The sequence below is a fragment of the Arthrobacter sorbitolis genome, assembly GCF_054510995.1.
Genome location: NZ_JBTNDM010000001.1, coordinates 727,650 through 753,696, shown reverse-complemented (window position 1 = coordinate 753,696; position 26,047 = coordinate 727,650). Strand labels below are relative to the sequence as shown.

Sequence of the window (26,047 nt, the reverse complement as noted above, 5' to 3'; positions counted from 1 at the left end):
CCTTCAGGGGGTGTCGAGGTCGCGCGCGGCGAAGGTGTCGCAGGATTCGAGGTCGCCCGTCTCGTAGCCCTGCGAGAACCAGGCCTGGCGCTGGGAGCTCGATCCGTGGGTCCAGCCCTCGGGGTCGACGAGGCCGCTCATCGACTCCTGGATGCGGTCGTCACCCACGGAGGAGGCCGCGGACAGGGCGTCTCCGAGGTCGGTGTCGGAGAAGGAGCGGAGGAACGGCTCGCCGGATTCAGGGTCGGGGACCGAGATCGCGTGCGCCGCCCACATCCCGGCGAAGCAATCGGCCTGCAGCTCGACGCGCACTCCACCGGACTCCGGGCCCTGCGGGTCCTGCTGCGCGGCCCCGAGCGTACCGATCAGGTTCTGGATGTGGTGCCCGAACTCGTGGGCCACGACGTACTCCTGCGCCAGCGGTCCGCTGGACGAGCCGAACTGGGTGACGAGCTCGTCGAAGAACGCGGTGTCGTAGTAGGTCTGCTCGTCGGTGGGGCAGTAGAAGGGGCCGACGGCGCTCGTGGCCGTGCCGCAGCCGGTATCGGTCTGCCCGGTGAACAGGACGACCCCGGGCTGGGTGTAGCGCACGCCGAACTGGTCGAGGTAGGGGCCCCAGAAACTGTCGAGGCTCTCCGCGGTGCCGAGGATGCGGCAGTCGAGCTGCTCGTTGGCCTGGACGCCGGTGAGGCACGCATTGATCGCGGGCTCCGCATCGCTGCCCTGTTCCTGCGGCACGGCGTTGCCTTCGGTGAGCCCCAGCTGGTCCACGACTCCTGGTCCGAAGATCAGCGAGAGGATCAGGAGGAGGCCGCCGCCCACTCCGCCGCCCACGGCGGCGCCCCGGCCACGTCCACGCCGGTCGCTCACGCGGGACGGATCGAACCGGGCGTTGTCGTTGAAGCTCATGCCCCAACCATAAGCCGACTTAGGGTTTCCCCGGCAACCCGGCGGGTGGTCCGCGGACGTGTCTCCCGGCACCGTCGGCCCCGGGAGCCTGGAAGCGGTCAGGCCCGCCAGTGCGCGGGCGGGTCGATGCGTCCGGGGAGGCGTGTCCGGTGGTCGCCCGTGGCGGCCGCGACCTGCATCGGGGTGAGGAACAGTGCGCGCGAGAGGTCGGCGCCGTGCAGCCGGGCGTCCCGCAGGTCCGCGCCCAGCAGGTCCACCCACCGGAGATCGGCGCCCGAGAGGTCGGCGGCGATGAGGTAGGAGCCACGGAGGTTCGCGCCCTGCAGCGCCTGCCCGGCCAGGTCGGCGCCGAGGAGGTCCGCGCCCGGTACGAACCGCCGGGGCACGCCCCTGCCGCCGGCGGCCGTCCTGACGGCGGCGCTCACGTCCTTCAGTGCCTCGCCCACCCGCCTGCGCAGCTCCGCGAGGTCGATGGCGGCGAGCTGCGCAGGTTCCAGCCGTGCCAGGCCCGCCGTCTCCGTGACCAGCGAGGCGACGGCGGCGGCTGCGCCCCGCGGGACGGCGGGCGAGGACCGACCGAGCTGCCGTGCCTCGTCGAGGTACCACAGCACCTCGTGCAGCTGCCGGACGACCGGGAACACCGCGAACATCGATGCCCGCACCTCCGGGTGCGCCGTCCAGCTCCGCCCGCCGAAGAGGCCCTGGGCGACGTGCTGTCCGGCACCGAAGCAGTCGAACACCGTGCAGCCCTTGTAGCCCTCGCCCCGCAGCCGGGAGTGGATGGTGCAGGAGAAGTCGGCCGCGAGATTGTGGCATGCCCGGCCGGCCGGCTTGTCGTGCCCGAAGTCCGCCGACCGCTCGAAGCCCAGCGCGGAGCAGCAGAGGGCGAAGCAGCTCCCGCAATCGGCGGACAGCGCGAGGTCCGGATGGCCGGAGAGGTGCAGCGGGACGGCGGGCACGGGCGCTCCTTCCGGGGGCGGGTTTGCGGGGGCGGGACGGCGGGGCGGGACAAGGACAGGGAGGCGGTGGATTCGCGCCGGCGCGGTGCTGCCGGGTCAGCTCAGCGCCCTGACGGGCCCTCCCGCGCCCGCTGTTCCGGGATTCTCGCACCGATCCCCGCCCCCGCCAAGCGGATCGCGGCAGCGTCGCGTCTGGTTGTCAGGCGCGATGCCTGCTGCGACGGTAGGTTCGGGCGGCACCGCGGCCACCCGCTGGACCGGCGCGACGCCGTCCCGGACCTGAAGGAGCAACGGATGAACCTCGTGCACGCGATGCTGGACGGACTCGAGCAGGCCAAGGCGCTGGACAGGATCGCCGACCCGGTCGCGGCGGTCGTCGCGAAGGCCGTGAATCCCCGGGCCATCCGGAACCTGCTGAGCGGGACCGCCATCGGCCACCATCTGCACCCGATGCTGATCGTCGTCCCGTCCGGGGCCTGGAGCATGGCCTCGTTCCTGGATCTCGCCGGAGGCAGGGACTCGCGGAAGGCGGCAGACCTCCTCGTGACGGTCGGCATCCTCTCCGCCGTCCCCACGGCCGTCACGGGACTGCACGACTGGTCGGACACGCAGGAGAAGGAGCGCCGCGTGGGCATCGTCCACGCGGCCGGGAATTCGCTCGCCGTCCTGCTGTACACCGCCTCCGCCGTCGCGCGCGCGAAGGACCGGCGCGCCCTCGGCGTCGTCCTCGGCCTGGGCGGCCTCGGCTCCATGCTGTTCAGCGCGTTCCTCGGCGGCCACCTGGCGTATGCGAACGGAGTGAACGTGAACCGCACCGCCTGGCACGAGGCCCCGACGGACTGGACGCGCGTGGCGAGCGACTCCGACGTCGTCGAGGGCGGACGCCACACGGTCGAGGCGAACGGCGTGCCCATCCTCCTGCTGCGGCACGAGGGGAGGCTGACCGCGATGGACAGCGTCTGCAACCACCTCGGCGGTCCCCTGGCGGAGGGCACCATCGAGGACGGGTGCATCACCTGCCCGTGGCACCAGAGCATGTTCAGGCTCGACGACGGCAGGAACCACCGCGGTCCCGCGGCCGTGCCGCAGCCCGTCTACGAGACCCGGGTCACCGCCGACGGCTTCATCGAGCTCCGCCAGCCGGCGTCCTGACCTCCGGCTCCTAGTGCACGGGGGCCGGGGAGTCCCCGGCCTCCTGCGGCGCACGGACGAAGAAGGAGGCGACGACGGCGAGCAGGAAGATCACCGCGCCGTACAGGAACGCCGCCCGGATACCGCCGGCGAGCGCGGCATCCTGCGCCACGCCCTCCCCGAGCAGGGACGTGCTCCGGATGGTCATCACCGAGATGAACAGTGCGGTGCCGGCGGCTCCGGCCAGTTGCTGTGCGGTCCCGAAGACGGCGCTGCCGTGGGAGTACAGGTGCGGCTTGACCGATCCGAGCGCGGACGTCAGCAGGGGCGTGAACATCAGGGCGAGGCCCACGCTGAGGAGCACATGCGCCACGAGGACCAGGCCGACGGGAGTCGTCTCGGTCACCTGCGTCATGGACCAGAACACCGCGCTCACGAGGAATGCGCCCGGGACCAGGAGCACGCGGGGGCCGCGCCGATCGTAGATCCGGCCGACGACGGGACCGAGGAGCCCCATGACGAGGCCGCCGGGCAGGAGCAGCAGACCCGAGACCAGCGGGTCCATCCCGAGCACGGTCTGGACATAGATGGGGATCAGGATGATGGTGCCGAAGAGCGCCATCATGCTCACCGCGATCGCCACGATGGAGATGCTGAAGTTCCGCGAGGTGAACACCCGGAGGTCGAGCAGCGCGGCGTCGCGGCGCTGCAGCACGAGCTGGCGGGCCACGAAGAGCCCGAGGCCGACCACGCCGACGGCGAGCGGCAGCCACGCGGGCACGGCGCTGCCGGTGGAGGCCTCACCCAGCTGGCTGAGGCCGTAGATGATGCCGCCGAAGGCGAGGGCGGAGAGGATGACGGAGGCGACGTCGATCGCCGACTTCCGCGGCGTCGTGACGTTCTGCATCTTCGCCGACCCGACGGCGAGGGCCGCGAGGGAGATGGGCAGGACGAGCCAGAACATCCAGCGCCAGTCGAGCACGCTGAGGATGGCACCCGAGATGGTGGGGCCGAGGGCGGGCGCCACCGAGATGACGATCGAGATGTTGCCCATGATCTTGCCGCGCGAGGCGGGCGGTACGAGGGTCATGACCGTGGTCATGAGCAGGGGCATCATGATCGCGGTGCCGCTGGCCTGGACCACCCGCCCGACCACGAGGACCTCGAAGCCGGGCGCCAGCGCGGCGATGAGCGTGCCGAGACTGAACAGGCTCATGGCGGCCATGAACACCGGCCGGGTGTTGAAGCGCTGGAGCAGGAAGCCGGTCACGGGGATCACGACGGCCATGGTCAGCATGAACGCGGTGCTCAGCCACTGGCCCGCACCCACGGTGATGCCGAGGTCCTCGACGAGCCGCGGGATCGCCACGCCCATGATGGTCTCGTTGAGGATGACCACGAACGCCGAGATGAGCAGGAGCGTGATGACGAGCCTGTCGCGGGCCGGGAGTGCGCCGGAGACGCCTGCGGAGGGGCGCGAGGGGACGGGGGAGACGGCGTCCGGGGACACTGCCGTGCCGGGCAGCGCGACGGCGTCCGGGCTGGGAAGCGCGTCGGAGACGCGGGACGGGGGACTCTGGGCCATGGTGATCCGCTCGGTTCGATCTGGTGCCGCTCCACGGGAGGGAGCTCTTCTGGGTGCCGGGCCGACTGGAGGGACCCGGCCGGGCCACGGGAGATGTTGGTCCGGTCAATCATCAGAACCCCGGCCGCCGGAAGTCTATTCCGGCTCCCGGCGCACCGCCACCGGGACGGGTCCGCGGCGGGCAGCCGGGGCGGAGGTGCTCCGTTAGCATGGGGCGGGTGCGCCGCCCCGGATCCTGGTGACCGGGTGCAGTCTCCGGCGCAGCCCCGCTTTCCCCGACGAAGGAGTTCCCCGTGCCTGATTCTTTCTACCGCGACCTCGGCGGCGGGAGATTCGAGTCGACGATCCACGCGCAGGGGGCCTGGAACCCGGAGGAGCAGCACATGGCTCCCATCTCCGGACTCCTCACGCAGTGCCTGCTCGCCTGCGAGCCTCGTGAGGGCATGCAGCTCGGCCGCCTCAGTTTCGACATCTTCGGCATGATCCCGGGCGGCGAGTTCGAGGTGAGGACCGCCGTCGTGCGGCCCGGACGGACCATCGAACTGCTGGAGGCCCGCATGGAGGCCGGCGGCCGGACGGCGATCGTCGCGAAGGCGTGGCGGCTCGGCACCCAGGACACCACGGCCGTGGCGGCCGTCGAGGACCCGCGGATCCCCGGACCGGAGGACGCCGGACCGCACGAGGGCATGACGGCGTGGCCGGGCGGCTTCATCAGGGCCCTCGAGGTGCGCGTCGTCCCCGGACACCGCCCGGGGCGGGGGCAGGTGTGGATGCGGAATCCGCACGCGATGGTCGACGGCGAGCCGGCCCCCGACGTCGTGCGCCTGGTCGGCATGATGGATGCCGCCAACGGCATCGCGACCCGCGTGGCGCCCGGCGGCGACAGCTGGATGTACCCCAACGTCGACCTCCAGATCCACCTCCACCGCATGCCGCGCGGCGAATGGCTGGGCCTCGACACCCGCGTGACCTTCGGGGAGCACGGGGTGGGCCTCACCTCGAGCGTGGTGCACGACCTCGACGGACCCTTCGGCCGCGTGGAGCAGATCCTGACCGTCCGGAAACTCTGACGCCGTCGGTCCGTGCCGGAATGCTCCGCCGCGCCCGGCCGTTGCACCCCTGTGACCGCCGTCGCCAACAGGAACGGTCACCGCACCCATGCGCCCGTGGGACCGAGGAGGAGGAAGCATGCCCAAAGCAGTGTGGAAGGGAACGGTCGTCGCGGAGTCGACGGACACCGTCCTGGTCGAAGGGAACCACTACTTCCCGCCGGAGTCGATCGCGCAGGAGTACTTCGTCCCCTCCGACAAGCAGACCGTCTGCTCCTAGAAGGGCACGGCCGGCTACTACAGCCTGGCGATCGACGGCGAGCGGAACGCGGACGCCGCCTGGACCTACCCGGACCCGAAAGAAGCGGCGGAGACCATCCGCGGTCACTACGCTTTCTGGAAGGGCGTCACGGTCAGCGACTGATCGCTGCACCAAGGGGCGCCGTCCGTCGACGGCGCCCCTTCTCGTGCCGCCGGTACGAGCACGACCCCACCCGACGACGGCGCCTCCGGGCGCAAGACGAAGGAGAACCCATGGAGTACCGCAAACTCGGCAACAGCGGCACCTCGGTGTCCCACCTGGCCCTCGGCACGATGACCTTCGGCGCGGAATCGGACGAGGCGGCGTCCCACGCGATCCTCTCCGACTACGCAGCAGCGGGCGGCAACCTGATCGACACCGCGGACGTCTACACCGCCGGCACCTCGGAGGAGATCATCGGCCGGTGGCTCGCGAAGAACCCGGCGGAACGGGACCGCATGGTCCTGGCCTCCAAGGGCCGGTTCCCGATGGGCGACGACGTCAACGACCTCGGACTCTCCCGCCGCCACCTCCGCCGCGCCCTCGACGCCTCCCTGACGCGTCTCGGCGTCGACCACATCGACCTGTACCAGGTCCACTCATGGGATCCTGTGACACCGCTCGAGGAAACCCTCGGCTTCCTGGACGAGGCCGTGGTGCAGGGCAGGATCGGCTACTACGGGTTCTCCAACTACACGGGCTGGCAGCTCACGAAGGCGTACCAGATCGCCCGCCAGCGGGGCTACTCGCTGCCCGTCACCCTGCAGCCGCAGTACTCGCTGCTCGTGCGGGAGATCGAGGCGGAGATCGTCCCGGCCGTGCTCGACGCCGGGATGGGCATGCTGCCCTGGTCCCCGCTGGGCGGCGGCTGGCTGACCGGCAAGTACACCCGTGACACCGAACCGACCGGCGCCACCCGCCTGGGGGAGAACCCGCAGCGCGGCATGGAGGCCTGGGAGAAGCGCAACGCGCAGAACAGGACCTGGCGCATCATCGACACGGTGACGGGCATCGCCGGTGAGCGCGGCATCAGTGCCTCGCACGTGGCGCTGGCCTGGGTGGCGGCGCAACCCGCCGTGACGTCGGTGATCCTCGGGGCGCGCACGCAGGAACAGCTGGCCGACAACCTCGCGTCCGCGGATCTCGAGCTGACGAGCGAGGAACTGGGCCGCCTCGGCGAGGTCAGCACGCCGACCTTCAGCGACTACCCCTACGGGATCCCGGGCGTCGAGCAGCGCAGCCGCCACATCGGCGGCGGACGGTAGCCGCCGGTCCGGACACGACCGATCCGGTCCCGGTTGCGCCGGTAGCCCGCAGATCCGGTAAGCCGCTGATGCGGTAGGCCGCTGGTCCGGTAGGGCGCTGATCGGACAAGGGGTCGGTGCGTGGAAGGCGCCCGGGCGCTGCACCCGCCCGGCTGCCCCGGACCTACACTGGTGCCCTCCCGCGCTCCGCTGCGCCGGACATCGGCGAAAGGCGTCCACCATGGCCAGGGTCCTCTACTCCGCCTCCATGTCCCTCGACGGCTACATCGCCGGACCGGGCGGCGACATGTCCTGGCTCACCCCGTTCATCCAGCCCAACCCGGAGGCCGACGCGCTCGCAGGGCGGATCGGCGCCCTCCTGATCGGCAACCGCACCTTCACCGGGGACGATCCCAACAGCGGGACCGACGCCGAAGGAGCCTTTGGCGGCACCTGGTCCGGGCCACAGTTCGTGGTGACGCATTCCCCGCCCGCCGACGGCGGACCGGACGGTGTCCGGTACGTGAGCGACGTCGCCGTCGGGCTGGACCGGGCGGAGGAGGCCGCGGGGGACAGGTACGTCGCGGTCCTCGGTGCCGACATCGCGCGGCAGTGCCTCGCGCTCGGACGCCTGCACGAGGTCCTGGTGTTCGTCGAGCCGGTCCTGCTGGGCGCGGGGACGAGGCTCCTCGACGTGCCTGGCGGCACGAACGTCGCCCTCCGGCCGCGTTCCGCGACCCACCACGGGCACGAGACCAACCTGTGGATGGATGTCCTCCCCTGACGCCGGCGGCGGACTGCGTGAGCGCTGCGGCCGGCGGGCCGCCCACTGCCTACGATGGGGGGATGAGCACTCCGTGGAAGGGCGCAGCCGGGCTGGCGCTCGTCGTCGACCCCGCATCGGACGACGCCCCCCGGGAGCTCGAGCGGGGGATCGGCCTGCTGCGGGAGGTCGCCGCCGGCAGCCGGCCGGCCACCCTGCGCCTGTATCGTCCGAGCCCCACCGTGGCGTTCGGGCAGCGGGACGCGCGGCTGCCCGGCTTCCCCGCGGCGAGCGCGTCCGCGTCCGCGCACGGCTTCGAGCCCCTCGTCCGCAGGGCGGGCGGTCGCGCCGCCGCGTACCACCGGGGCTGCCTGATCGTCGACCACGTCGAACCGGCCGACGACGCCGTCGCGGGCACCCGGGCGCGCTTCGCCGCCTTCGGTGACTTCTTCGCGCAGGTACTCGCCGACCTCGGCGTCGACGCGCACGTGGGCGAGGTGCCGGGGGAGTACTGCCCCGGCGAGTTCAGCGTCCACGGACGGAGCGGCGGCGTACCCGCGGTCAAGCTCGTCGGTACGGCCCAGCGCGTCGTCGCGGGGGCGTGGCTGTTCTCGTCCGTCGTCGTCGTCGAGGACGCCGCACCCCTGCGGGCGGTGCTCACCGACGTCTATGCGGCCCTCGGCCTCGCCTGGGAGCCGGCGACGGCGGGCGCCGCGCAGGACCTCGTGTCCGGGGTGACGGTCGACGCCGTCGAGGCGGCGCTCCTGGCGGCCTATGCCGCCGTCGTGCAGCTCGACGTCCCCGCGGCCACGCGCACCGCCTGAGAACCGACAGCGGCGCGCAGGGGGCGACGTCCCGTTCGAGGCCCGGCGACGACGACGGCGCACCGCCGACCAGCTGCGCCCTCGTGCGCCCGGTGCCGTCGCGCCCGGTCTGTGACCCCACGAGGGCGCACCGCCGGCATCCCCTGCCGTCGTGGGCCCTCGATGTGCCGGAATCCGCCTCGCCGGCGGTCGTCAGTGCCCGCGGTCGATCCATTCCTGGAGGTGCGGGGCCTCGTCGCCGATCGTCGTGCTGTCCCCGTGCCCGGTGCGGGCGACGGTCTCCGGTGGCAGCGTGAGCAGGCGGGTGCGGATGGACTCGATGATCGTCGGGAAGTCGCTGTACGAACGTCCGGTCGCGCCCGGGCCGCCCTGGAAGAGCGTGTCGCCGGTGAAGACGGTGCCGGCCTCCTCGAGGTAGTAGCAGACCGAGCCGGGCGAGTGTCCGGGCGTGTGCAGCGCGGTCAGGGTCACCCCGGCGACGTCGATGGTGTCGCCGTCGCTGATCGACCGGTCGGGGCTCAGGGCGGGGTACACCATGTCCCAGAGTTCCCTGTCGTCCGTGTGCAGGTGGATCGGTGCGTGGACGGCGTCGACCAGATCGGCAACGGCCCGGATGTGGTCGTCGTGCGCGTGGGTCAGGAGGATCGCCCGGACCGTCCGGCCGTTGATCCGGTCGAGGATGGCCGCGGCGTCGTGCGGTGCGTCGATCACCACGCATTCGTCGTCGTCACCCACGATCCACACGTTGTTGTCGACGTCCCACGTGCCGCCGTCGAGCGAGAAGGTGCCCGAGGTGACGAGGTGCTCGACACGCGCGGCCATCAGAGCTCCACCACCGAGCGGAGGACGGCGCCGCCGTGCATCCTGCCGAAGGCCTCCTCGACCTGGTCGAGGCGGATGCGCTCGGTCACGAAGGCGTCGAGGTCGAGGTTGCCCTGCAGGTAATGGCTGACGAGCATCGGGAAGTCGCGGCTCGGCAGGCAGTCGCCGTACCAGGAGGACTTCAGCGAACCGCCGCGCCCGAAGACGTCGAGCAGCGGCAGGTCGACGGTCATGTCCGGCGTGGGGACGCCGACGAGCACCACGGTGCCGGCGAGGTCGCGCGCGTAGAACGCCTGCTTGTAGGTCTCCGGGCGGCCGACGGCGTCGATCACGACATCGGCGCCGTTGCCGCCGGTCAGGGCGCGGATCGCCTCGACGGGGTCCTCGTCCTTCGAGTTGAGGACATGGGTGGCGCCGAGGCCCTTCGCGAGCTCGAGCTTCCGGTCGTCGATGTCGACCGCGATGATCGTGGTGGCCCCGGCGAGCCTCGAGCCGGCGACGGCGGCGATCCCGACGCCGCCGCACCCGATCACGGCGACCGAGTCGCCGCGGGAGACGTTGCCCGTGTTGATCGCGGCGCCGATGCCGGCCATGACTCCGCAGCCGAGGAGGCCCACGGCGGCGGCGTCCGCAGCCGGGTCCACCTTGGTGCACTGGCCGGCCGCGACGAGGGTCTTCTCGGCAAAGGCACCGATGCCGAGCGCGGGGGACAGCACCGTGCCGTCCTCGAGGGTCATCTTCTGGGTGGCGTTGTGCGTGTCGAAGCAGTACTGGGGTTCGCCGCGGCGGCAGGCACGGCACTCGCCGCAGACGGCCCGCCAGTTGAGGATCACCCGGTCGCCGGGTGCCACGGTGGTCACGTCGTCGCCCACGGCACTGACGACGCCGGTGGCCTCGTGGCCCAGCAGGAACGGGAACTCGTCGTTGATGCCGCCCTGCTTGTAGTGCAGGTCGGTATGGCAGACGCCGCACGTCAGGATGTCGACGAGCGCCTCACCGGGCCCCGGGTCCGGCACCAGGATGGTCTCGATGGCGGCGGGGGCATCCTTCGCCCGCACCACGACGCCCTGAACTTTGTGCACCATGTTCTCGCTGTCCTTCCGCTGGGAGCGGTGACCCGTCTCGCGGGCGCACCGCTCCCAGCATATGGGGGACTGCCGCGGCGCGGGGAGGCGATCGTCAGGCGGCGAGCCTGGTCCTGACGTCCGCCAGGGAGGGGTTCGTGGCGGTGGTCCCGTCGGGGAAGATCACGGTGGGCACGGTCTGATTGCCGCCGTTGAGGGAGGCCACGAGTTCGGCGGTCCCTTCGGTCTCCTCGATGTTGACCTCGTTGTAGCCGATGCCCTGGGCGTCGAGCTGGGACTTCAGGCGACGGCAGTACCCGCACCACGAGGTCGAGAACATGGTAATGGATCCGGCTTCTGGCGTGTAGTCCACGGTGCTCCTCAGGTCTGGGCACGGGTTCGCCGTACCCTGTCTCGGTCTGCGGACGACTCCTTGCGCCCGCAGACTCGTCAACGCGGACAAGCGCCGTGCCATTCCTCGCACCGGTAGGCTCACGCCATGGCTGAAGCAGACGAAGAGCAGAATGCGAAGCAGTTGGCGGCGGTCCGGGTGGCCATCGACGAGGTGGACGAGCAGATCGTGGCCCTCATCTCCCGTCGGGAGCGGCTCGTCCGCCGGGCGGGGACCCTCAAGCACGACGACGCCTCGGTGCGTGCCCCGGCGCGGGTCGAGCGGGTCATCACGAACGTGCGGGACTACGCGGAGAAGCAGGGGGTGGACCCCACCGTCGTGGAGCAGACCTACCGCGCCATGATCTCGGCGTTCATCGAGTTCGAGCTGAGGGTCCGGCGGGAGCCCTGACCGGCGCCGACCGTTCCCTGCGGGTCGGGCGACGGCGAGCTTGTTGGTCGGCCCTCCGACCACCCGATACGATCAGGACGGCGGTCCCGGCCTTCACCGGGGCCCGTCGAGCCCGTTCGGGCACCTATTTCCCCAGCACCGAGGAGACCCCGTGTCAGCGCCCCAGCCCATGAAGCTCATCGTCGACGGCGAAGAGAAGCAGGCGAGCACGGGCACCACCGGCACGGAACTGTTCGGCGAGCGGCGCGACGTCGTCGTCATGCGCGTGGACGGCGAGCTGAAGGATCTCGACCAGGCGGTGGCCGACGGTGCATCCGTCGAGGGCGTCACGCTCGAGGACCCCGCGGGGCTCGAGGTGCTGCGCCACTCGGCCGCACACGTCATGGCCCAGGCCGTCCAGCAGCTGCGGCCCGGTGCGAAGCTCGGCATCGGCCCGTACATCACCGACGGCTTCTACTTCGACTTCGACGTCGAGGAGCCGTTCACGCCCGACGAGCTGAAGCAGCTCGAGAAGATGATGCTCAAGATCGTCAACGCGAACCAGCGCTTCGTGCGCCGGGTGGTCTCCGAGGACGAGGCCCGCGAGGCGATGCAGGACGAGCCGTACAAGCTCGAGCTGATCGGCCTCAAGGGCGGGGCCACGGACGACGACGGCGCGTCGGTGGAGGTCGGCGCCGGCGAGCTGACAATCTACGACAACGTGGACCGCAAGTCCGGGGACGTCGTGTGGAAGGACCTCTGCCGCGGTCCGCACCTGCCGAACACCAAGCTCATCTCCAACGCGTACGCGCTGACGCGGTCGGCGGCCGCGTACTGGCGCGGCAGCGAGAAGAACAAGCAGCTGCAGCGCATCTACGGCACGGCCTGGCCCACGAAGGACGCCCTCAAGGCGTACCAGGAGCGCCTGGCCGAGGCCGAACGCCGCGACCACCGCCGTCTCGGCACCGAGCTGGACCTCTTCTCCTTCCCGGACGAGCTGGGTTCGGGCCTGCCGGTCTTCCACCCCAAGGGTGGGGTCATCCGCAAGGCGATGGAGGACTACTCCCGCCAGCGGCACACCGACGCCGGGTACGAGTTCGTCTACACGCCCCACATCACCAAGGGCCACCTCTACGAGGTCTCGGGCCACCTCGACTGGTACCGCGACGGCATGTTCCCCGCGATGCACGTGGACGAGGAGCTCAACGAGGACGGCACGGTGCGCAAGCCCGGGCAGGACTACTACCTCAAGCCCATGAACTGCCCGATGCACAACCTCATCTTCCGGTCCCGCGGCCGCTCCTACCGTGAACTGCCGCTGCGCCTGTTCGAGTTCGGTTCCGTGTACCGGTACGAGAAGTCCGGTGTGGTCCACGGCCTGACACGTGTGCGCGGCATGACCCAGGACGACGCCCACATCTACTGCACACGCGAGCAGATGAAGGACGAGCTCACGGGCACGCTGAACTTCGTGCTCGGCCTGCTCAAGGACTACGGGCTCGAGGACTTCTACCTGGAACTGTCCACCCGCAACCCCGACAAGTCCGTCGGCTCGGACGAGATCTGGGACGAGGCCACGCGCACGCTCGCCGAGGTCGCCGAGGCCTCGGGCCTCGAACTCGTGCCCGATCCCGGGGGAGCGGCGTTCTACGGTCCGAAGATCTCCGTGCAGGCACGGGACGCGATCGGCCGCACCTGGCAGATGTCGACGATCCAGCTCGACTTCAACCTGCCCGACCGCTTCGAACTCGAGTACCAGGCGGCGGACGGCTCGCGCCAGCGTCCGGTCATGATCCACCGCGCGCTCTTCGGGTCGATCGAGCGCTTCATGGGTGTGCTCACGGAGCACTACGCCGGGGCTTTCCCGGCCTGGCTGGCACCCGTGCAGGTGCTGGCGATCCCCGTCGCCGAGGCCTTCAACGACTACCTGTTCGACGTCGTCGACAAGCTGAAGGCCGAGGGCATCCGCGCGCAGGTCGACGCCGGGTCCGACCGTTTCCCGAAGAAGATCAGGACGGCGAGCAAGGAGAAGGTCCCGTTCGTCCTCATCGCGGGCGGCGAGGACGAGGAAGCCGGTGCCGTCTCCTTCCGCTTCAGGGACGGCAGCCAGGACAACCAGGTTCCCGTGGACGAGGCCGTCCGCCGGATCGTGGAGGCGGTCCGCAGCAGGGAGGCAACACTCTGATGGCTGACGGGGGCGGTCCGGACAGCGGCGCGGCTGCCGCGTACCCGGGGGATGCGGCGGTGACGGACGATTTCGAGCTCGCGGGCGTGCCCGACTCCTTCCAGCGCCTCTGGACGCCGCACCGCCTCGCCTACATCAAGGGCGGGCAGGAGCAGGTCACGTCGGAGAAGACGTGCCCGTTCTGCCATGCGCCGCAACTGGGCGATGAGGAATCGCTGATCGTGCACCGCGGCACCTACGCCTATGTGCTGCTCAACCTGTTCCCGTACAACGCCGGCCACCTCCTCGTCTGCCCCTACCGTCACGTCCCCGACTACACGGACATCGACGAGGCGGAGACCGCGGAGATCGCCGCCCTCACGCAGACCGCGATGCGCGTGCTGCGCCAGGTCTCCAACCCCTCCGGCTTCAACCTCGGCATGAACCAGGGGGTCACGGGAGGTGCGGGCATCGCGGCCCACCTCCACCAGCACGTGGTGCCGCGGTGGGGCGGGGACGGCAATTTCCTGCCGATCATCGCGCAGACCAAGGCCATCACGCAGACGCTCGGCGAGGTCCGCGAGCAGGTCGCGGCTGCATGGCCGTCGGCCGGCGACACGCGGGGATCGGCCTCCTGATGCTGAACAGGTACGCACGTGGCTTCGTCACCCGCCTCTTCACCCCGCTGGCCCGCAGGCTGCTCGCCTGGGGTGTGACACCCGACGCCGTGACCATCGTCGGCACACTCGGCGTGGCCGGCGGCGCACTCGTGTTCTACCCGCTCGGCCAGCTGTTCTGGGGCACAGTCTTCATCACGCTCTTCGTGTTCTCCGACGTCGTCGACGGGATCATGGCGCGCCTCGAGGGGCGCAGCGGGTCCTGGGGCAGCTTCCTCGACTCCACACTCGACCGCATCGCCGACGGCGCGCTGTTCGCCGGCGTGGCCGTGTGGTTCTTCACCGGCGGCCGGAACCCTGCGGTCGCCATCGCCGCCCTGGCCTGCCTCGTGCTCGGCATGCTCGTCTCCTACGCACGGGCCAAGGCCGAGTCGCTCGGCTTCACGGCGAACGTGGGACTGGCCGAGCGGGCCGAGCGCCTGGTCTCCGTCCTCGTGGTCACCGGGCTGACGGGTCTCGGCCTGCCGGAGGGCGTGCTGCTGGTGGTCCTCGTGATCCTTGCGGCGGCGAGCCTGGTCACGGTGTTCCAGCGGATCAGGACCGTGCGGCGACAGTCCCTCGAAACCCCGAGAGCGTCGTCGGATCCGTCCGGGGCGTCGCGGGACGCGTCCGGCGAGTAGTTGCCGGACGGGCGCCGCTGGTCGGTGCCGCTGTCGTCCGCGGAGCCGAGGCCCGCTGCCGGACCGCTGGTAGGGCGGCGTCGGTGAGGCGCATGGATCCCTTGCCGTGTGCAGGGGCGGTGAGAGCTCCCTTCGGAGGGCCGCGTACGCACCCTATTCTGTCGGTGGCGCACGGGATGATGAGGTATGGAAACGGCGGTGCAGCACCTGGACGAGCTCGACGAAGCCCTCGCCGAGCTCGCCGGTCTGGAGGCGGAGAAGGCGGGGCTGGAGGCCTCGATCGTGGGAGTCGTCGAGCGAGTCCGGGTGCTGATGGAGCGCAAGGTCCAGGACAGGGAGTTCCCGGGTAGCCGGCGTCGCGGCGGGAACCTGGGCGACACCCTCGCGGCTTCCGAGGTGGCCTGTCTCCTGCGGACGTCCGAGCGCAGCGCCTTCCTGCTGGTCCAGCAGGCGCGGGTCCTCTGCGGCTACCATCCGAACACCCTCGCCGCCCTGCGCTCGGGCCGGATCTCCTGGTCCCATGCCGCCGCCCTGGTGCACGAGTACGCCGGAGTGCCGCCGGAAGCAGCGTCGGCAGTCGAAGGCGCCCTGCTGCCCGTCGCGATGCGCACGACGACGACGAAGCTCGCCTATCAGGCGCGGCGGCTACGGAACCGTCACCACCCGGAGGTCCTCGACGAGCGTGCGCGCTCCGCCGAAGCCCGACGTCGGGTCGACATGGACCCGGCCGACGACGCGATGGCCTGGCTCAGCGTGTACCTGCCCGCCACGTCGGCCTCGGCGATCGACGCGCACCTCACAGCTGCCGCACGTCACCTGCAGCGCCCCGCGGAGGCCCGCACCCTCGCCCAACTGCGGACCGACGTGTTCGTCGACCTGCTCCTGCCCTGCGACGGTCGCGGCCCGGGTACCGGTGCCGATGTGCGTGCCGGTGCCGGTGCCGCCTGGGCCTCCGGCTCCAGCACGGACCGCCAGGGTGGTCCTGACTCGCTCGTTCCTCCGCCCGGGCCGTCCGGCGCGACCCCGCTCCCCGATGGCCTGAGGGCACACATCAACGTGACGGTGCCGGTCCTGTCGCTGCTGGGCGTGGACGACGCCCCCGCCCTGCTCGAGGGTTACGGCCCCATCCCGGCCGAACTCGCCCGTCGGCTCGCCGCCCATGCGCCGTCGTTCACCCGACTCCTCACCCATCCCGAGACCGGGGCGGTGCTCAGTGTCGGCCGCACCACTTATACCGTGCCGGCAGACCTGAAGAAGTGGCTGCGCGTCCGCGATCGGACCTGTCGACATCCCGGCTGCAGCATCCCCGCTGCACGCTGCGAACTCGACCACACCCGACCATGGGCACATGACGGCCCGACGGACGCCGACAATCTCGCCCACCTGTGCCGCAAGCACCACGCGTTCAAGAGCGAGGGCCTGTGGCACTACGACCAGCCCCGACCGGGCGTGCTCACGGCCACCTCCGCCGGCGGACGCACCTACACGACCGAGAACGACGACCCACCCTTCTGACCGAGGCTCCTCCAGCGCAGGTCGGCTCATGCTTCTCCCCGGCGTCGCTTGGTGGCGGATAAGCGTGACGGGTCAGGACGCGAAGGCGAAGGCAGGGTGGGTCTCGCCGGGATAGGCAGCACTCCGAGGTGGCGGCTCAGGGGCTTCTCCGCGACCGATTGCTTCGTCCGGTGGCGTCAGGGCGCGGCGGTTCGGGGCATGACGGGTCAGGACGCGAAGGCGAAGGCAGGGCGGCCGGCAGCGAGGGCCGTCGCGCTGTCGCGCAGGGGAGTCAGTGCAGCGCCGAGGGTCGAGAGATATTCGGCGCGGCGCTTCGGCGAGATCCTGGACACGGGGGTGGACGCGATGTCGCCGTGGTCGGCGTAGTGCGTCGCCAGGCCGTCCTGCAGTAGCCTCAGTGCTTCGGACTTCTGCTGCGACACCGCCGAGTGGGTGGTGCCCAGTTCCGCTGCGATCTCCGTCACCGATCTGCCCTCGAAGAACACCTGCTCGACGATGTGGCGCATCCGCTCCGGCAGGTGCGTCACGGCCGTCCGCAGGTGGCGGACCTGCTCGGCGGCGAGCAGTGAGGCCTCGGGCAGCTGGTCCTCGGCGGGAACGATGTCGAGCACCGACTCGTCCAGTGTCTGGAGCGAGCGACCGGCGTCGTCGAGCGCCGCGTGGACCTCCTGCCGACTCACGCCGAGCGTCATGGAGAGCTCGCCGACGGTCGGTGTCCTCCCCAGTGACGCAGCCAGCGTCTCCTGCGCCGCAAGGGTGTCGCCGATACGGCGTCGTACCGACCGCGGCGCCCAATCGTTGGAGCGGAGCTCGTCCGCGAAGGCGCCCGTGATGCGCCGACGTGCATAGGCGCCGAAGGGCACGCCGAGCGAGGCGTCGAACGAATCCGCCGAGGTGATGAGCGCGATCGCGCCCACCGATGCGAGGTCGTCCCTCGAGAGGTGCGTGGCGCGGGCACACAGGATGGAGACGAGGTACCCGACCAGTGGCAGGTTGTCGACGATGAGTTCTTCCCGGTCGCGTGAGTGCATGAGCAAGCTCCCCAGCTGCTTGGTGACGTTGCTGTCCGCTGGTGTCCGGCAAGGGTCTGCCGCGGCGGCAGGTGTCGCTCCCGAAGCTATCAACGGAGATTCGTCGGATGGACGCGCTGAGGCAATCCTGCACCAAGGCTGAGGTTCGAACGCTGACGGTCGGACCGAGCGTCAGCGGGGGAAGCTGCCGAGGAGTGGCGGGGTCGGACCGCGTGGCCCATCAAGGGTGAGGACGTGCGGGATGCACCTCCCCGGTGCCACGCGCCGATGAATCGAGGCGCGTCCCTCCGTCTACCCGACAACGAGCATCGACGACCACGGAAGGGCACGCCATGATCCAGCGAACCGGATGGCTACCGGTCGACCTGCATATCGTCTCGGACCGGGACCTGCTCCTGCTGCAGCGCGGTGCGTCGCCGCCGTGCGCGCCGGGAACGGCCGGCCGTATCCGTTCCTCCCCCTGGTCCGACGGACTGGACCGCGTGCAGGACGAACTCGAACGACGGGATTCGGCGACCGACCGACCAGCGACCGCCGACAGGTAGGCCACCTGGACCCTGCGGGGCTATCGGTACGGAGGTCGAAGCGGCTTCCGATGTGGCGCGCCTGCACCGGCAGTGACGTGTCGTGACGTGCCACGATCGGGCGTGGTGCCGGACCATGACCGGCCGTGGTGCCCGGACCTCGACCGTGTGCCCGGACCATGACCGACCGGTCGTGACGTGCCACGACCGGCCGTGGTGCCCGGACCACGACCGGCCGTGGTGCCCGGAGGTCGGGCGGCTTAGCCTTGGGTCCTACTCATTTCCACGGCGGGGGAGCCGATGACAACACCGTTCTTCGAGGAGCAGCAGGTCCGTGCGTTCGACGACGACGACTATCTCCCGCCGTTCGATACGCCGGCATGGACAGGGCCGCCCTGGCACGAGAAGTACGGCGTCGTGCTCCTCGACGTCGAGATCGGCCGTTCCCCGACCACCGTCGTCTCCCTCGGGGCTGTCCGGTGCTACAGGGAGGGGATGGCGGTGGAACTCGTCGTCCGCGTGCGCGAGCCCGGACGGCAGGCCCGCCGTCGCATCTTCTCCTACCTCGAGCGTGCCCACGGCCGGGGCCAGCTGGACGAACGTTTCAAGCCCGACGGCCTGCGCTGGGGTGTCGGTTTCAGCGACGGACGAAAAGTCACCACGCAGGACGACTCGCCCTGGGCCCGCGTCGAGTCCATGCAGGACGAGGTCGAAGGGCCTGTCATGGACGGGATGTCGCGTCCCGTCGTCGACATGGACTCCTGGGCGCGTTACTACTGGATCTGGCCGACGCCTCCCGCGCCGGCCCTGCAGGTGGGTTGCGAGTGGAGGGAGCGTGGCATCCCCGAGACGGTGACATCCCTCGACGTCGAGCCCCTGGTCGCTGCCGGCGCCATGTCCGTCCCGTTGTGGCAGGATGCTCCGCGGGATTCGTGATGTCAGGCGGCGCCGATGGACCCCGACAGGCCGTGCCGACGCACCACGGGCGTGGCGGTCCGCGATGGCCGCGGTCGGCGTGACGGCGGACGACGGTGCGCCGTCGGCGGCACGGGCGGAGCCGCCCTGCGTCGTATCATGGAGGGTCAGCTTTTATCTACCTTTAGGGGCAAATCGTGTCCACCGTTGAAGACCGTTCGGCAACCACAGCTCAGACCGGCGGCAACCGGGTCAAGCGCGGGATGGCCGAGATGCTCAAGGGCGGCGTCATCATGGATGTCGTCACCGCCGAGCAGGCACGCATCGCCGAAGACGCCGGTGCGGTCGCCGTGATGGCGCTCGAACGGGTACCCGCCGACATCCGCGCGCAGGGTGGCGTCTCCCGCATGAGCGACCCGGACATGATCGACAAGATCATCGCCACGGTCTCCATCCCGGTGATGGCGAAGGCGCGCATCGGCCACTTCGTCGAGGCGCAGGTCCTGCAGTCCCTCGGCGTCGACTACATCGACGAGTCCGAGGTCCTCACGCCCGCCGACTTCACCAACCACATCGACAAGTGGAAGTTCACCGTCCCCTTCGTCTGCGGCGCCACCAACCTCGGCGAGGCGCTGCGGCGCATCAACGAGGGCGCGGCGATGATCCGGTCGAAAGGCGAGGCCGGAACCGGTGACGTCTCGAACGCCACGATGCACATGCGCAAGATCCGCTCGGAGATCAACCGGCTGTCCTCGATGGCGGAGGACGAACTGTACGTCGCCGCGAAGGAACTGCAGGCGCCGTACGAGCTCGTGAAGGAGGTGGCCTCCGCCGGCCGCCTGCCCGTGGTCCTGTTCACCGCAGGCGGCATCGCGACCCCCGCCGACGCCGCCATGATGATGCAGCTCGGCGCGGACGGCGTGTTCGTCGGCTCCGGCATCTTCAAGTCCGGCAACCCCGCCGAGCGGGCGAACGCCATCGTCCAGGCGACAACGTTCCACGACGACCCCGACGTGATCGCCAAGGTGTCGCGCGGTCTGGGCGAGGCCATGGTCGGCATCAACGTCGACGAGATCCCGCAGCCCCACCGTCTCGCAGAGCGCGGCTGGTAGCACCAGGTAGTCCACGGGACCGTCGAGGAACGCAGCCGTCTCGGCTGCGGTCCTCGCGACCGGCACGACCCGGACCTACCTGAGGAAGGGCACGGCGATGTCGCAGACCTCGGCCTCCGGGTGCGCATCGTCGAAAGGGGCGAAGTAGATCTCCCGCGGAGGGAGCGAGGGCGTGAGACCTTCGCGCGACAGCCAGGCGTAGACCTCCTCGTAGGCCGTCAGGATCTGCGGAGACATCACCTCGGCCTGCGTGATGCGCACATAGGCCACTTCGCCGGCGGCCTCGACCAGGATGTTCGTCCCGCCGGGCACATCGGAGGGCAGGACCCCGCTGCGCACCGGGATCGCGTTCTCGACGACGCCATCGGTGTCGTCGTTGACGGGGCTCCGGTAGATCGTGGTCAACGGGCCCGCCCAGCCGCCGAACTCCTCGGCCACCCGCGCGAGACGATCGCACGATGAGCGGATGACGTCCGGGATCTCCTCCGGCCGCAGGCGCCTGCGCTCCGTCACGTAGGTCATCGTGTCGCAGGTCCTCGTCCGTACGTCCATCTGCTCTTCCTTTCCCTGTGCGAGATGCGACATCACGGAGGACGCCAGGTGCCGCTGGGCGAGTCGGGTCGCTTCGGCGCCGGCCCAGTAGTGGGCGAGCAGGTCCGCGCGCCGATCGGGGTGCTCCGTCAGGACGGCGGCGATCCGGTCCAGCGGCATGTCCAGCCCGCGCAGGAGGATGAGTCGCGCTTCGGCCTCCTGCTCGGCGCCGCAGTACCAGTAGCCGTTCTGCGGATCCACCCGTGCGGGCCGCAGCAGTCCGCGGACGGCGTACAGGCGCAGCGCCTTGCTGCTCAGGCGCGTGCGGCGGCTGAGATCCCCCCGGCCCATCAGTGGCACCGGAACCTCCTGCGTCGTCGTCGTGGCGGTCCTGCCACGCGTCGAGCTTCCACCCGGCCCCAGGGGCAGGGTCAAGCAGCGGCGGAACGGGTCACTGGCCTGTCGTGCCGTCGAGCAGCTCGCGGATGACATCGAGGTGGCCGCAGTGGCGCGCGGTCTCCTCGATCATGTGGACGAGCACCCAGCGGACGTTGTGCTCCTTCGACGTCCCGAGGCACGGGTCATCGAGGCCGTGCCCCGCCAGCACCTGCCTCGACTCCGCACACGCTTCGGCGTAGTCGAGCAGGATGTCGTCCAGGCTGTCCTCGGCGGTGACCCCGAACTCCCACGCCCTGTCCCGCCTCGACCGGGCCCAGGGGCCGTCGGTGTCGCCGTCGATGTCGTCGTGGAACCAGCTTCGTTCCACCCGGGCGAGATGGCGGACGATCCCGGAGGCCGTCGTGGGGGGGGGCAGTATCCGCCGGGCCCCGTCGGCGTCGCTCAGCCCCCGGGCCTTGAGGACGACCGTCGCCCTCAGATAGTCCAGGAACCCGGTCAGCGTGGCCGCTTCATCCGCGGCTGCGGGAGGGAAGGGGCGGAGGTCGATCGTCATCCACCCACAGTAGCGACGCCGGTGCAACGTTCAGAGGTCCAGCGACCAGGTCCTGCCGCGACCGAGCAGGGTGAAGCCACGCCGCGAGAGGAACTCGTACCCGTGGGGAGTGGCGTTCACCGCCAGGTGCACCGCGCCGGCCTCGCTCGCCGCCCGCGCCGTCGTGCTCAGCAGTGCTGTGGCCAGTCCGCGGCGCTGGTAGGCGGGGAGGACCTCGAGCTGATGGATGCCGCCGAGCCCGCTCAGCCCGGCCACGCCGGACGGGTAGAACGAGTACGCGGCACCCGAGACGTTGCCGCGCTCGGCGTCCCGGGTCACAGCATGCCAGGCATGTCGGGGCTGCGACCGGACCACCCGCAGCTCCTGCTCCAGCGGCCCCGAGTAGTCCGGGACCTCGTCGGTGAGCACGGCGCCGTCGTCCCCGGATCGGACGACGGCGGACACCGGCGCAGCCATCCACCACGGCTGCCAGCCGGGCGCGAAGCCGAGGGATCCGAGCTCGACGGCGTCCACGGCGCCGTTGAGCCATACCCGGGCGGTCGTCGCGCCGAGCCTCGTTCCCTCCGCCAGCGCGGGCCGGACGGCCGAGGCCGTGACGGCCTCGGGGAACATCATCATCAGTTCACGCCGGGCCGGCAGCCAGACCCAGGTGCAGCCGTGGGTGGAGAACGTCTTCCCGCCCGTGGCCGCCGCGAGCGCGGCGCACCAGGCAGCGTGCAGCCGCTGGCACTGGGCTATGGTCACCATGTCGTGCGGTCCGGGGCCGGACTCATGCCAGGCCGCGGCGTACGAGCAGCGGGTGGAGGTCCGCGTCCCGCTTGCGGAACCGACGGAACGCCTCCAGCGGATCGATGCTGTTGCCTCGGGAGAGCAGCTCGCGCCGGAAGTGGTCGCCGTTCCCGCGGGTGAGGCCGCCCGAGGACTTGAACCACTCCACCGTGTCGGCGTCGAGCATCTCGCTCCAGATGTACGCGTAGTACGACGCCGCGTACCCGCCCGCGAAGATGTGCTTGAAGTAGGACGTGCGGTAGCGCGGCGGGACGGGCGCGAAATCGACGCCCGCGTCGGCGAGCGCAGCTGCCTCGAAGGCCAGCGGGTCCTCGATGACGGTGCCCGCGGGGATGGAATGCCATGCGAGGTCGAGCAGCGTGGCGCCGAGGTACGCGGTCGTCTCGAAGCCCTCGCCCCACGCCCCGGCGGCATGGATGCGGTCGATGACGGCCTGGGGGAGTGCCGCCCCGGTCTCGTGGTGGCGCGCGTAGTTGGCGACGATCTCGGGCCAGAGGATCCACATCTCGTTGACCTGCGAGGGGTACTCGACGAAGTCGCGGGGCACCGACGTCCCGGCGAACAGCGGGTAGGTCACGTCGGAGAACAGGCCGTGCAGGGCGTGCCCGAACTCGTGGAACGTGGTGACCACCTGGTCGTAGGAGAGCAGCGTCGGTTCGCCCGCTCCCGGCTTCGAGACGTTCAGGTTGTTGACGACGACGGCGCGTGTGTCCTCGAGGGCCGACTGGTCCACGAAGGAGTTCATCCAGGCTCCGCCGCTCTTCGTGTCGCGGGTGTAGAAGTCGCCGAGGAACAGGCCGAGCCCGGATCCGTCCCCGTTGAAGACCTCCCACACGCGGACGTCGGGGTGGTAGCCCTCGAGGTCCGGGCGCTCCGTGAACGTCAGGCCGTACAGGCGGTTGGCGGCGTAGAACACGCCGTCCTGGAGGACACGCTCGAGTTCGAAGTAGGGGCGCAGGGCGTCCATGTCGACGTCGAACTTCGCCTTCCTGACCTTCGCCGCGTAGTAGGCCCAGTCCCACGGCTCGATCGGGTGGCCTGCCTCGGCCTCCAGCTCGGCGGCCTCGGCGCGCGCATTGCGGACGGCGGGAGCAGCCAGCTCACGCATCCGGGCCAGAATCGCGTCCAGCGAGGGCGCGGTCTGGCTGTCGGTCGCGGCGGCGGCATGCGTGTCGAACCCGAGGAGGGCGGCACGCTCCGCGCGGAGCGTCGCCATGCGGGTGGCGATCGCGAGGGTGTCGGCGTCGTTGCCGCGCGCTCCGCGGTTCACGGATGCCTCGTGCAGACGACGGCGGACGTCCCGGTTCGTGAGCGATTCCAGGGCGGGCTGTGCCGTCGGGAGGATGAGCGTCAGGAGGTACTTGCCCTCGTGCCCGGCGTCCGCGGCCGCGGAGGCGGCGGCCGAGATCGCGTCGGCGGACAGACCGTCGAGTTCGCCGGCGGTCCCGAGCAGCAGAGCGGAGTCGTTCGTGTCCTTCATGAGCTTCTGCGAGAACTCGGTGCTGAGTGCCGACAGCTCGGAGTTGAGCCCGCGGAGCGTGGCCTGTGCGTCGTCGTCGAGCTCGGCGCCTGCGCGGACGAAACTGCGGAGGTATTCCTCGACGAGCCGCGCGGACTCGTCGTCGAGCCCGTCGACCGGCACCTGGCGGATCCGCTCGAACAGGGCCCTGTCGAGTTTGATGTTGTCCTCGTGCTCGGCGAGGCGCGGAGCCACCTGCTGCTCGAGCTCCTGGATGGCGGGGGTGGCATGGCTGACCGAGTTGCTGAAGAACACGCGGGACACGCGGTCGAGGGTGCTCCCCGCGCGCTCGAGGGCGACGAGCGTGTTCTCGAACGTCGGCGCCTCGGCGGAGCCGGTGATGCCCTCGATCTCGGCTAGGTGATCGGCGAAACCGGCATCGAAGGCCGGCAGGTAGTGCTCGTCCCGGATGGCAGCAAACGGCGGCAGCTGGTAGGCGAGGGTGCTCGGCGCGAGGAAAGGGTTGCTCATGGGAACTAACTTTTGCACGTTGTTGCACTTTCCCGCATCACCCTTGACCCTGCGCGTAGGCGCTACCTAGGGTCGGAATGCTTCGCCGCCCGATGTTGATGGGGGTCCCGAGCGGGACATCGGTGGCGCGGCGCGCACCCGGCACCGACGCCGGTGTGCCGCGGAGCACGCCGGGCAGCGCAGCCCGGTTCCGAGAAGGAGAACCCATGAGCATGCGTTCCCGAACATCCATCCTGCTGTCGCTGTCGCTCGCCCTCACCGGCCTCGGTGTGTCCGCCGTCCCTGCGACCGCGAAGGAACCACCTCCACGGGGGCCCGTCGTCGCGGCTGCGGAACCGGACGGAACGACGCCGATCCCCGCCGTCGAAGGCCCGCTGGCTTCCTCGGCCGAGTCCTACCCCTTCGGTGCGGCCGACCACCAGGAGGTCCCGCAGGACCTCGGCGACCTCGGCTACACGGAGGAGGAGTACCTCGTCAGCGGCACGTCCAACGTCTACACCTGGCCCGCACAGGGTCCCGCCCAGGTCCGCACCGCCGACGCCCCGTACACGACCCGCGTGCTCGTCCGGAAGCCGGCGAAGGGCCGGGAGTTCAGCGGCAACGTGGTGGTCGAGATGCTCAACCCGAGCAACCTGTTCGACCTCAACATCGGCTGGGCCGTGGCCCAGGAGCAGATCGTGGCCAACGGCGACGCCTGGGTGGGGATCACCGCCAAGCCGATCGCCGTCGAGGCGCTCAAGAACTTCGACCCCGAGCGGTACGCGTCGCTGTCCTTCGAGAACCCGCTCCCGTCGACCGACCCGGGCAACTGCGCCACGGTGGCCTCCGATTCGTCGCGGGCCACGGAGAACGGCCTCATCTGGGACATCTACTCGCAGGTCGGCGCATGGCTGCGGAGCGACGACGACGCGAACCCGCTGCGCTACGGCTCCCGTAACACGCGGGTGGAACACGCCTACGGATTCGGCTACTCCCAGACGGGCGGCTTCCTCGTCAACTACATCAACGGCGTGCATCCGCTCGTCGTCGAGTCCGACGGTGAGCCGATCTACGACGCCTACATCGTCGCCGTCGCCGGTGGCGCTTTCGCCGGCGCCTACCCCATGAACCAGTGCGAGCCGGCACCGCCCGCCGCCGATGCGCGCCGCCAGTTCAAGGACGTCGGCGTGCCGATCATGCGGATGATGTCGCAGTCGGACTACCTGCTCGGCATCGGATCCCGCCGCGCGGACAGTGATGCACCCGGCGACCAGTACCGGCACTACGAGATGGCGGGAGCCGGCCACGCGACGCCCGACGAACTGACGTTCTCGGCATCATCTGCTGACATCCTCGCTGCTGGGCGCGCCGTACCGCCGGCGTCCTGCAACGAGGGGCCACGCAGCAGGTTCCCGAGCTCCATCTTCTTCAACGCTGCGCTCCGGAACCTGGACCTGTGGGTACGCGAAGGCATCGCACCACCGCGCGCGGAGCCGATCCTCGTGCGCGACGGCGCACCCGTGCTGGACGAGTTCGGCAACGTGCAGGGAGGCCTGCGTTCTCCCTTCCTCGACGCGCCGACCAGCACCTGGTTCGGCACGGCGACCGGGGCGTCCTTCTGCTTCATCGCCGGGTACGAGCGGCCGTTGTCCCAGGAGGTCCTCGACGGCTTGTACCGGAACCACGGGGCGTACGTGAGGGCGGTCAAGGACAGCGTGCGGACGCTGGAACGGCAGGAGTTCCTGACGGACTACGATGCCCGCGAACTGACCAGGGACGCCGCGAGGAGCGACATCCCCTGACCCCGACGAGGGCT

25 protein-coding genes and 1 pseudogene are annotated in these 26,047 nt (G+C 70.5%); 15 read left to right on the top strand and 11 right to left on the bottom strand.

The features are described from left to right. Positions 1-3: 3 nt before the first annotated feature. Together ypfJ and ACX80K_RS03595 are read right to left on the bottom strand one after the other, a co-directional pair. Complete coding sequence (gene ypfJ, locus ACX80K_RS03600; RefSeq protein WP_459270480.1) at positions 4-909, bottom strand: KPN_02809 family neutral zinc metallopeptidase; 906 nt, start codon at positions 907-909, stop codon at positions 4-6. 98 nt (positions 910-1,007) lie between these two features. Next, positions 1,008-1,868: a pentapeptide repeat-containing protein gene (locus ACX80K_RS03595; protein ID WP_459270479.1), complete on the bottom strand. Its 861-nt coding sequence runs from the start codon at positions 1,866-1,868 to the stop codon at positions 1,008-1,010. A gap of 294 nt (positions 1,869-2,162) precedes the next feature. Between ACX80K_RS03595 and ACX80K_RS03590 the strand changes: the two genes are divergently transcribed. After that, positions 2,163-3,020, top strand: coding sequence for a Rieske (2Fe-2S) protein (locus ACX80K_RS03590; protein WP_459270478.1), 858 nt, complete (start codon positions 2,163-2,165; stop codon positions 3,018-3,020). Positions 3,021-3,030: 10 nt separating this feature from the next. On the opposite strand, the gene ACX80K_RS03585 is transcribed toward ACX80K_RS03590, so the two are convergent. Then, positions 3,031-4,584, bottom strand: coding sequence for an MDR family MFS transporter (locus ACX80K_RS03585; RefSeq protein ID WP_459270477.1), 1,554 nt, complete (start codon positions 4,582-4,584; stop codon positions 3,031-3,033). Between the two features lie 293 nt (positions 4,585-4,877). Here ACX80K_RS03585 and ACX80K_RS03580 point away from each other — a divergent pair, with 293 nt between their 5' ends. From ACX80K_RS03580 to ACX80K_RS03560, 5 genes and pseudogenes are all read left to right on the top strand, one after another. Further along, on the top strand, positions 4,878-5,654 hold the full coding sequence (locus ACX80K_RS03580) for a thioesterase family protein (RefSeq protein WP_459270476.1): 777 nt from the start codon (positions 4,878-4,880) through the stop codon (positions 5,652-5,654). Between the two features lie 88 nt (positions 5,655-5,742). Beyond that, positions 5,743-6,057 (top strand): annotated as a pseudogene (locus tag ACX80K_RS03575) (DUF427 domain-containing protein). Positions 6,058-6,167: 110 nt separating this feature from the next. After that, on the top strand, positions 6,168-7,199 hold the full coding sequence (locus tag ACX80K_RS03570; RefSeq protein WP_459270475.1) for an aldo/keto reductase: 1,032 nt from the start codon (positions 6,168-6,170) through the stop codon (positions 7,197-7,199). A 220-nt stretch (positions 7,200-7,419) separates the two neighbouring features. Beyond that, the gene (locus tag ACX80K_RS03565) at positions 7,420-7,962 is read left to right on the top strand and encodes a dihydrofolate reductase family protein (protein ID WP_459270474.1); all 543 of its coding nucleotides are present in this window, start codon (positions 7,420-7,422) and stop codon (positions 7,960-7,962) included. 62 nt (positions 7,963-8,024) lie between these two features. Continuing rightward, entirely contained in the window at positions 8,025-8,765 is a 741-nt protein-coding gene (locus ACX80K_RS03560) for a lipoate--protein ligase family protein (RefSeq protein WP_459270473.1), read from the top strand. Positions 8,766-8,957: 192 nt separating this feature from the next. Here ACX80K_RS03560 and ACX80K_RS03555 read toward each other — a convergent pair whose 3' ends face one another. From ACX80K_RS03555 to ACX80K_RS03545, 3 genes are all read right to left on the bottom strand, one after another. Continuing rightward, positions 8,958-9,587: an MBL fold metallo-hydrolase gene (locus ACX80K_RS03555; protein WP_459270472.1), complete on the bottom strand. Its 630-nt coding sequence runs from the start codon at positions 9,585-9,587 to the stop codon at positions 8,958-8,960. Next, the gene (locus tag ACX80K_RS03550) at positions 9,587-10,672 is read right to left on the bottom strand and encodes an S-(hydroxymethyl)mycothiol dehydrogenase (protein WP_459270471.1); all 1,086 of its coding nucleotides are present in this window, start codon (positions 10,670-10,672) and stop codon (positions 9,587-9,589) included. The genes ACX80K_RS03555 and ACX80K_RS03550 overlap by 1 nt, the downstream gene beginning before the upstream one ends. A 94-nt stretch (positions 10,673-10,766) precedes the next feature. After that, the gene (locus ACX80K_RS03545) at positions 10,767-11,024 is read right to left on the bottom strand and encodes a mycoredoxin (RefSeq protein ID WP_459270470.1); all 258 of its coding nucleotides are present in this window, start codon (positions 11,022-11,024) and stop codon (positions 10,767-10,769) included. Positions 11,025-11,150: 126 nt separating this feature from the next. On the opposite strand from ACX80K_RS03545, the gene ACX80K_RS03540 reads away from it, so the two are divergent. The 5 genes from ACX80K_RS03540 to ACX80K_RS03520 all read left to right on the top strand — a co-directional run bounded on the left by ACX80K_RS03540 (position 11,151) and on the right by ACX80K_RS03520 (position 16,408). After that, complete coding sequence (locus tag ACX80K_RS03540; RefSeq protein WP_459270469.1) at positions 11,151-11,453, top strand: chorismate mutase; 303 nt, start codon at positions 11,151-11,153, stop codon at positions 11,451-11,453. A gap of 169 nt (positions 11,454-11,622) precedes the next feature. Further along, complete coding sequence (thrS, locus tag ACX80K_RS03535; protein ID WP_459270681.1) at positions 11,623-13,617, top strand: threonine--tRNA ligase; 1,995 nt, start codon at positions 11,623-11,625, stop codon at positions 13,615-13,617. Then, positions 13,617-14,234, top strand: a complete 618-nt coding sequence (locus ACX80K_RS03530; RefSeq protein WP_459270468.1) for an HIT family protein — start codon at positions 13,617-13,619, stop codon at positions 14,232-14,234. Before thrS ends, ACX80K_RS03530 begins: the two co-directional genes overlap by 1 nt. Beyond that, positions 14,234-14,893, top strand: a complete 660-nt coding sequence (gene pgsA / locus ACX80K_RS03525; RefSeq protein ID WP_459270467.1) for a phosphatidylinositol phosphate synthase — start codon at positions 14,234-14,236, stop codon at positions 14,891-14,893. Before ACX80K_RS03530 ends, pgsA begins: the two co-directional genes overlap by 1 nt. A 198-nt stretch (positions 14,894-15,091) precedes the next feature. Then, positions 15,092-16,408 carry an HNH endonuclease gene (locus ACX80K_RS03520; protein WP_459270466.1) on the top strand — a complete coding sequence of 439 codons (1,317 nt, stop codon included), beginning with the start codon at positions 15,092-15,094 and terminating at the stop codon, positions 16,406-16,408. A gap of 206 nt (positions 16,409-16,614) precedes the next feature. Here the strand turns inward: ACX80K_RS03520 and ACX80K_RS03515 are convergent, their stop codons facing one another. After that, a complete protein-coding gene (locus ACX80K_RS03515; RefSeq protein ID WP_459270465.1) occupies positions 16,615-17,439 on the bottom strand; it encodes a sigma-70 family RNA polymerase sigma factor in 825 nt (274 codons plus the stop codon). 332 nt (positions 17,440-17,771) lie between these two features. Between ACX80K_RS03515 and ACX80K_RS03510 the strand changes: the two genes are divergently transcribed. From ACX80K_RS03510 to pdxS, 3 genes are all read left to right on the top strand, one after another. Next, positions 17,772-17,984, top strand: coding sequence for a hypothetical protein (locus tag ACX80K_RS03510; RefSeq protein WP_459270464.1), 213 nt, complete (start codon positions 17,772-17,774; stop codon positions 17,982-17,984). A gap of 279 nt (positions 17,985-18,263) precedes the next feature. Continuing rightward, positions 18,264-18,899 carry a hypothetical protein gene (locus ACX80K_RS03505; protein WP_459270463.1) on the top strand — a complete coding sequence of 212 codons (636 nt, stop codon included), beginning with the start codon at positions 18,264-18,266 and terminating at the stop codon, positions 18,897-18,899. A gap of 176 nt (positions 18,900-19,075) precedes the next feature. Then, positions 19,076-19,990: a pyridoxal 5'-phosphate synthase lyase subunit PdxS gene (gene pdxS / locus ACX80K_RS03500; protein WP_104179533.1), complete on the top strand. Its 915-nt coding sequence runs from the start codon at positions 19,076-19,078 to the stop codon at positions 19,988-19,990. A 75-nt stretch (positions 19,991-20,065) separates the two neighbouring features. Here pdxS and ACX80K_RS03495 read toward each other — a convergent pair whose 3' ends face one another. The 4 genes from ACX80K_RS03495 to ACX80K_RS03480 form a co-directional block, all read right to left on the bottom strand. Beyond that, a complete protein-coding gene (locus tag ACX80K_RS03495) occupies positions 20,066-20,872 on the bottom strand; it encodes a MerR family transcriptional regulator (protein WP_459270680.1) in 807 nt (268 codons plus the stop codon). Between the two features lie 100 nt (positions 20,873-20,972). Further along, complete coding sequence (locus ACX80K_RS03490; protein WP_459270462.1) at positions 20,973-21,473, bottom strand: DinB family protein; 501 nt, start codon at positions 21,471-21,473, stop codon at positions 20,973-20,975. A 30-nt stretch (positions 21,474-21,503) separates the two neighbouring features. Further along, complete coding sequence (locus tag ACX80K_RS03485; protein WP_459270461.1) at positions 21,504-22,220, bottom strand: GNAT family N-acetyltransferase; 717 nt, start codon at positions 22,218-22,220, stop codon at positions 21,504-21,506. A gap of 22 nt (positions 22,221-22,242) precedes the next feature. Then, entirely contained in the window at positions 22,243-24,252 is a 2,010-nt protein-coding gene (locus tag ACX80K_RS03480) for a M3 family metallopeptidase (RefSeq protein WP_459270460.1), read from the bottom strand. 206 nt (positions 24,253-24,458) lie between these two features. Here ACX80K_RS03480 and ACX80K_RS03475 point away from each other — a divergent pair, with 206 nt between their 5' ends. Then, the gene (locus ACX80K_RS03475) at positions 24,459-26,033 is read left to right on the top strand and encodes an alpha/beta hydrolase domain-containing protein (protein ID WP_459270459.1); all 1,575 of its coding nucleotides are present in this window, start codon (positions 24,459-24,461) and stop codon (positions 26,031-26,033) included. Positions 26,034-26,047 lie beyond the last annotated feature (14 nt).

Excerpts from the sequence above, each read along its gene's own strand:
- ACX80K_RS03490 (WP_459270462.1), bottom strand. The coding sequence starts at position 21,473 with ATGACGATCGACCTCCGCCCCTTCCCTCCCGCAGCCGCGGATGAAGCG.
- ACX80K_RS03515 (WP_459270465.1), bottom strand. The coding sequence starts at position 17,439 with ATGCACTCACGCGACCGGGAAGAACTCATCGTCGACAACCTGCCACTG.
- ACX80K_RS03510 (WP_459270464.1), top strand. The coding sequence starts at position 17,772 with ATGATCCAGCGAACCGGATGGCTACCGGTCGACCTGCATATCGTCTCG.
- ACX80K_RS03475 (WP_459270459.1), top strand. The coding sequence starts at position 24,459 with ATGAGCATGCGTTCCCGAACATCCATCCTGCTGTCGCTGTCGCTCGCC.
- ACX80K_RS03560 (WP_459270473.1), top strand. The coding sequence starts at position 8,025 with ATGAGCACTCCGTGGAAGGGCGCAGCCGGGCTGGCGCTCGTCGTCGAC.
- ACX80K_RS03555 (WP_459270472.1), bottom strand. The coding sequence starts at position 9,587 with ATGGCCGCGCGTGTCGAGCACCTCGTCACCTCGGGCACCTTCTCGCTC.
- ACX80K_RS03570 (WP_459270475.1), top strand. The coding sequence starts at position 6,168 with ATGGAGTACCGCAAACTCGGCAACAGCGGCACCTCGGTGTCCCACCTG.
- ACX80K_RS03485 (WP_459270461.1), bottom strand. The coding sequence starts at position 22,220 with ATGGTGACCATAGCCCAGTGCCAGCGGCTGCACGCTGCCTGGTGCGCC.
- ACX80K_RS03530 (WP_459270468.1), top strand. The coding sequence starts at position 13,617 with ATGGCTGACGGGGGCGGTCCGGACAGCGGCGCGGCTGCCGCGTACCCG.
- ACX80K_RS03540 (WP_459270469.1), top strand. The coding sequence starts at position 11,151 with ATGGCTGAAGCAGACGAAGAGCAGAATGCGAAGCAGTTGGCGGCGGTC.
- ACX80K_RS03550 (WP_459270471.1), bottom strand. The coding sequence starts at position 10,672 with ATGGTGCACAAAGTTCAGGGCGTCGTGGTGCGGGCGAAGGATGCCCCC.
- pgsA (WP_459270467.1), top strand. The coding sequence starts at position 14,234 with ATGCTGAACAGGTACGCACGTGGCTTCGTCACCCGCCTCTTCACCCCG.
- ACX80K_RS03585 (WP_459270477.1), bottom strand. The coding sequence starts at position 4,584 with ATGGCCCAGAGTCCCCCGTCCCGCGTCTCCGACGCGCTTCCCAGCCCG.
- thrS (WP_459270681.1), top strand. The coding sequence starts at position 11,623 with ATGAAGCTCATCGTCGACGGCGAAGAGAAGCAGGCGAGCACGGGCACC.
- ACX80K_RS03505 (WP_459270463.1), top strand. The coding sequence starts at position 18,264 with ATGACAACACCGTTCTTCGAGGAGCAGCAGGTCCGTGCGTTCGACGAC.
- ACX80K_RS03480 (WP_459270460.1), bottom strand. The coding sequence starts at position 24,252 with ATGAGCAACCCTTTCCTCGCGCCGAGCACCCTCGCCTACCAGCTGCCG.
- ACX80K_RS03495 (WP_459270680.1), bottom strand. The coding sequence starts at position 20,872 with ATGGGCCGGGGGGATCTCAGCCGCCGCACGCGCCTGAGCAGCAAGGCG.
- ACX80K_RS03565 (WP_459270474.1), top strand. The coding sequence starts at position 7,420 with ATGGCCAGGGTCCTCTACTCCGCCTCCATGTCCCTCGACGGCTACATC.
- ypfJ (WP_459270480.1), bottom strand. The coding sequence starts at position 909 with ATGAGCTTCAACGACAACGCCCGGTTCGATCCGTCCCGCGTGAGCGAC.
- ACX80K_RS03590 (WP_459270478.1), top strand. The coding sequence starts at position 2,163 with ATGAACCTCGTGCACGCGATGCTGGACGGACTCGAGCAGGCCAAGGCG.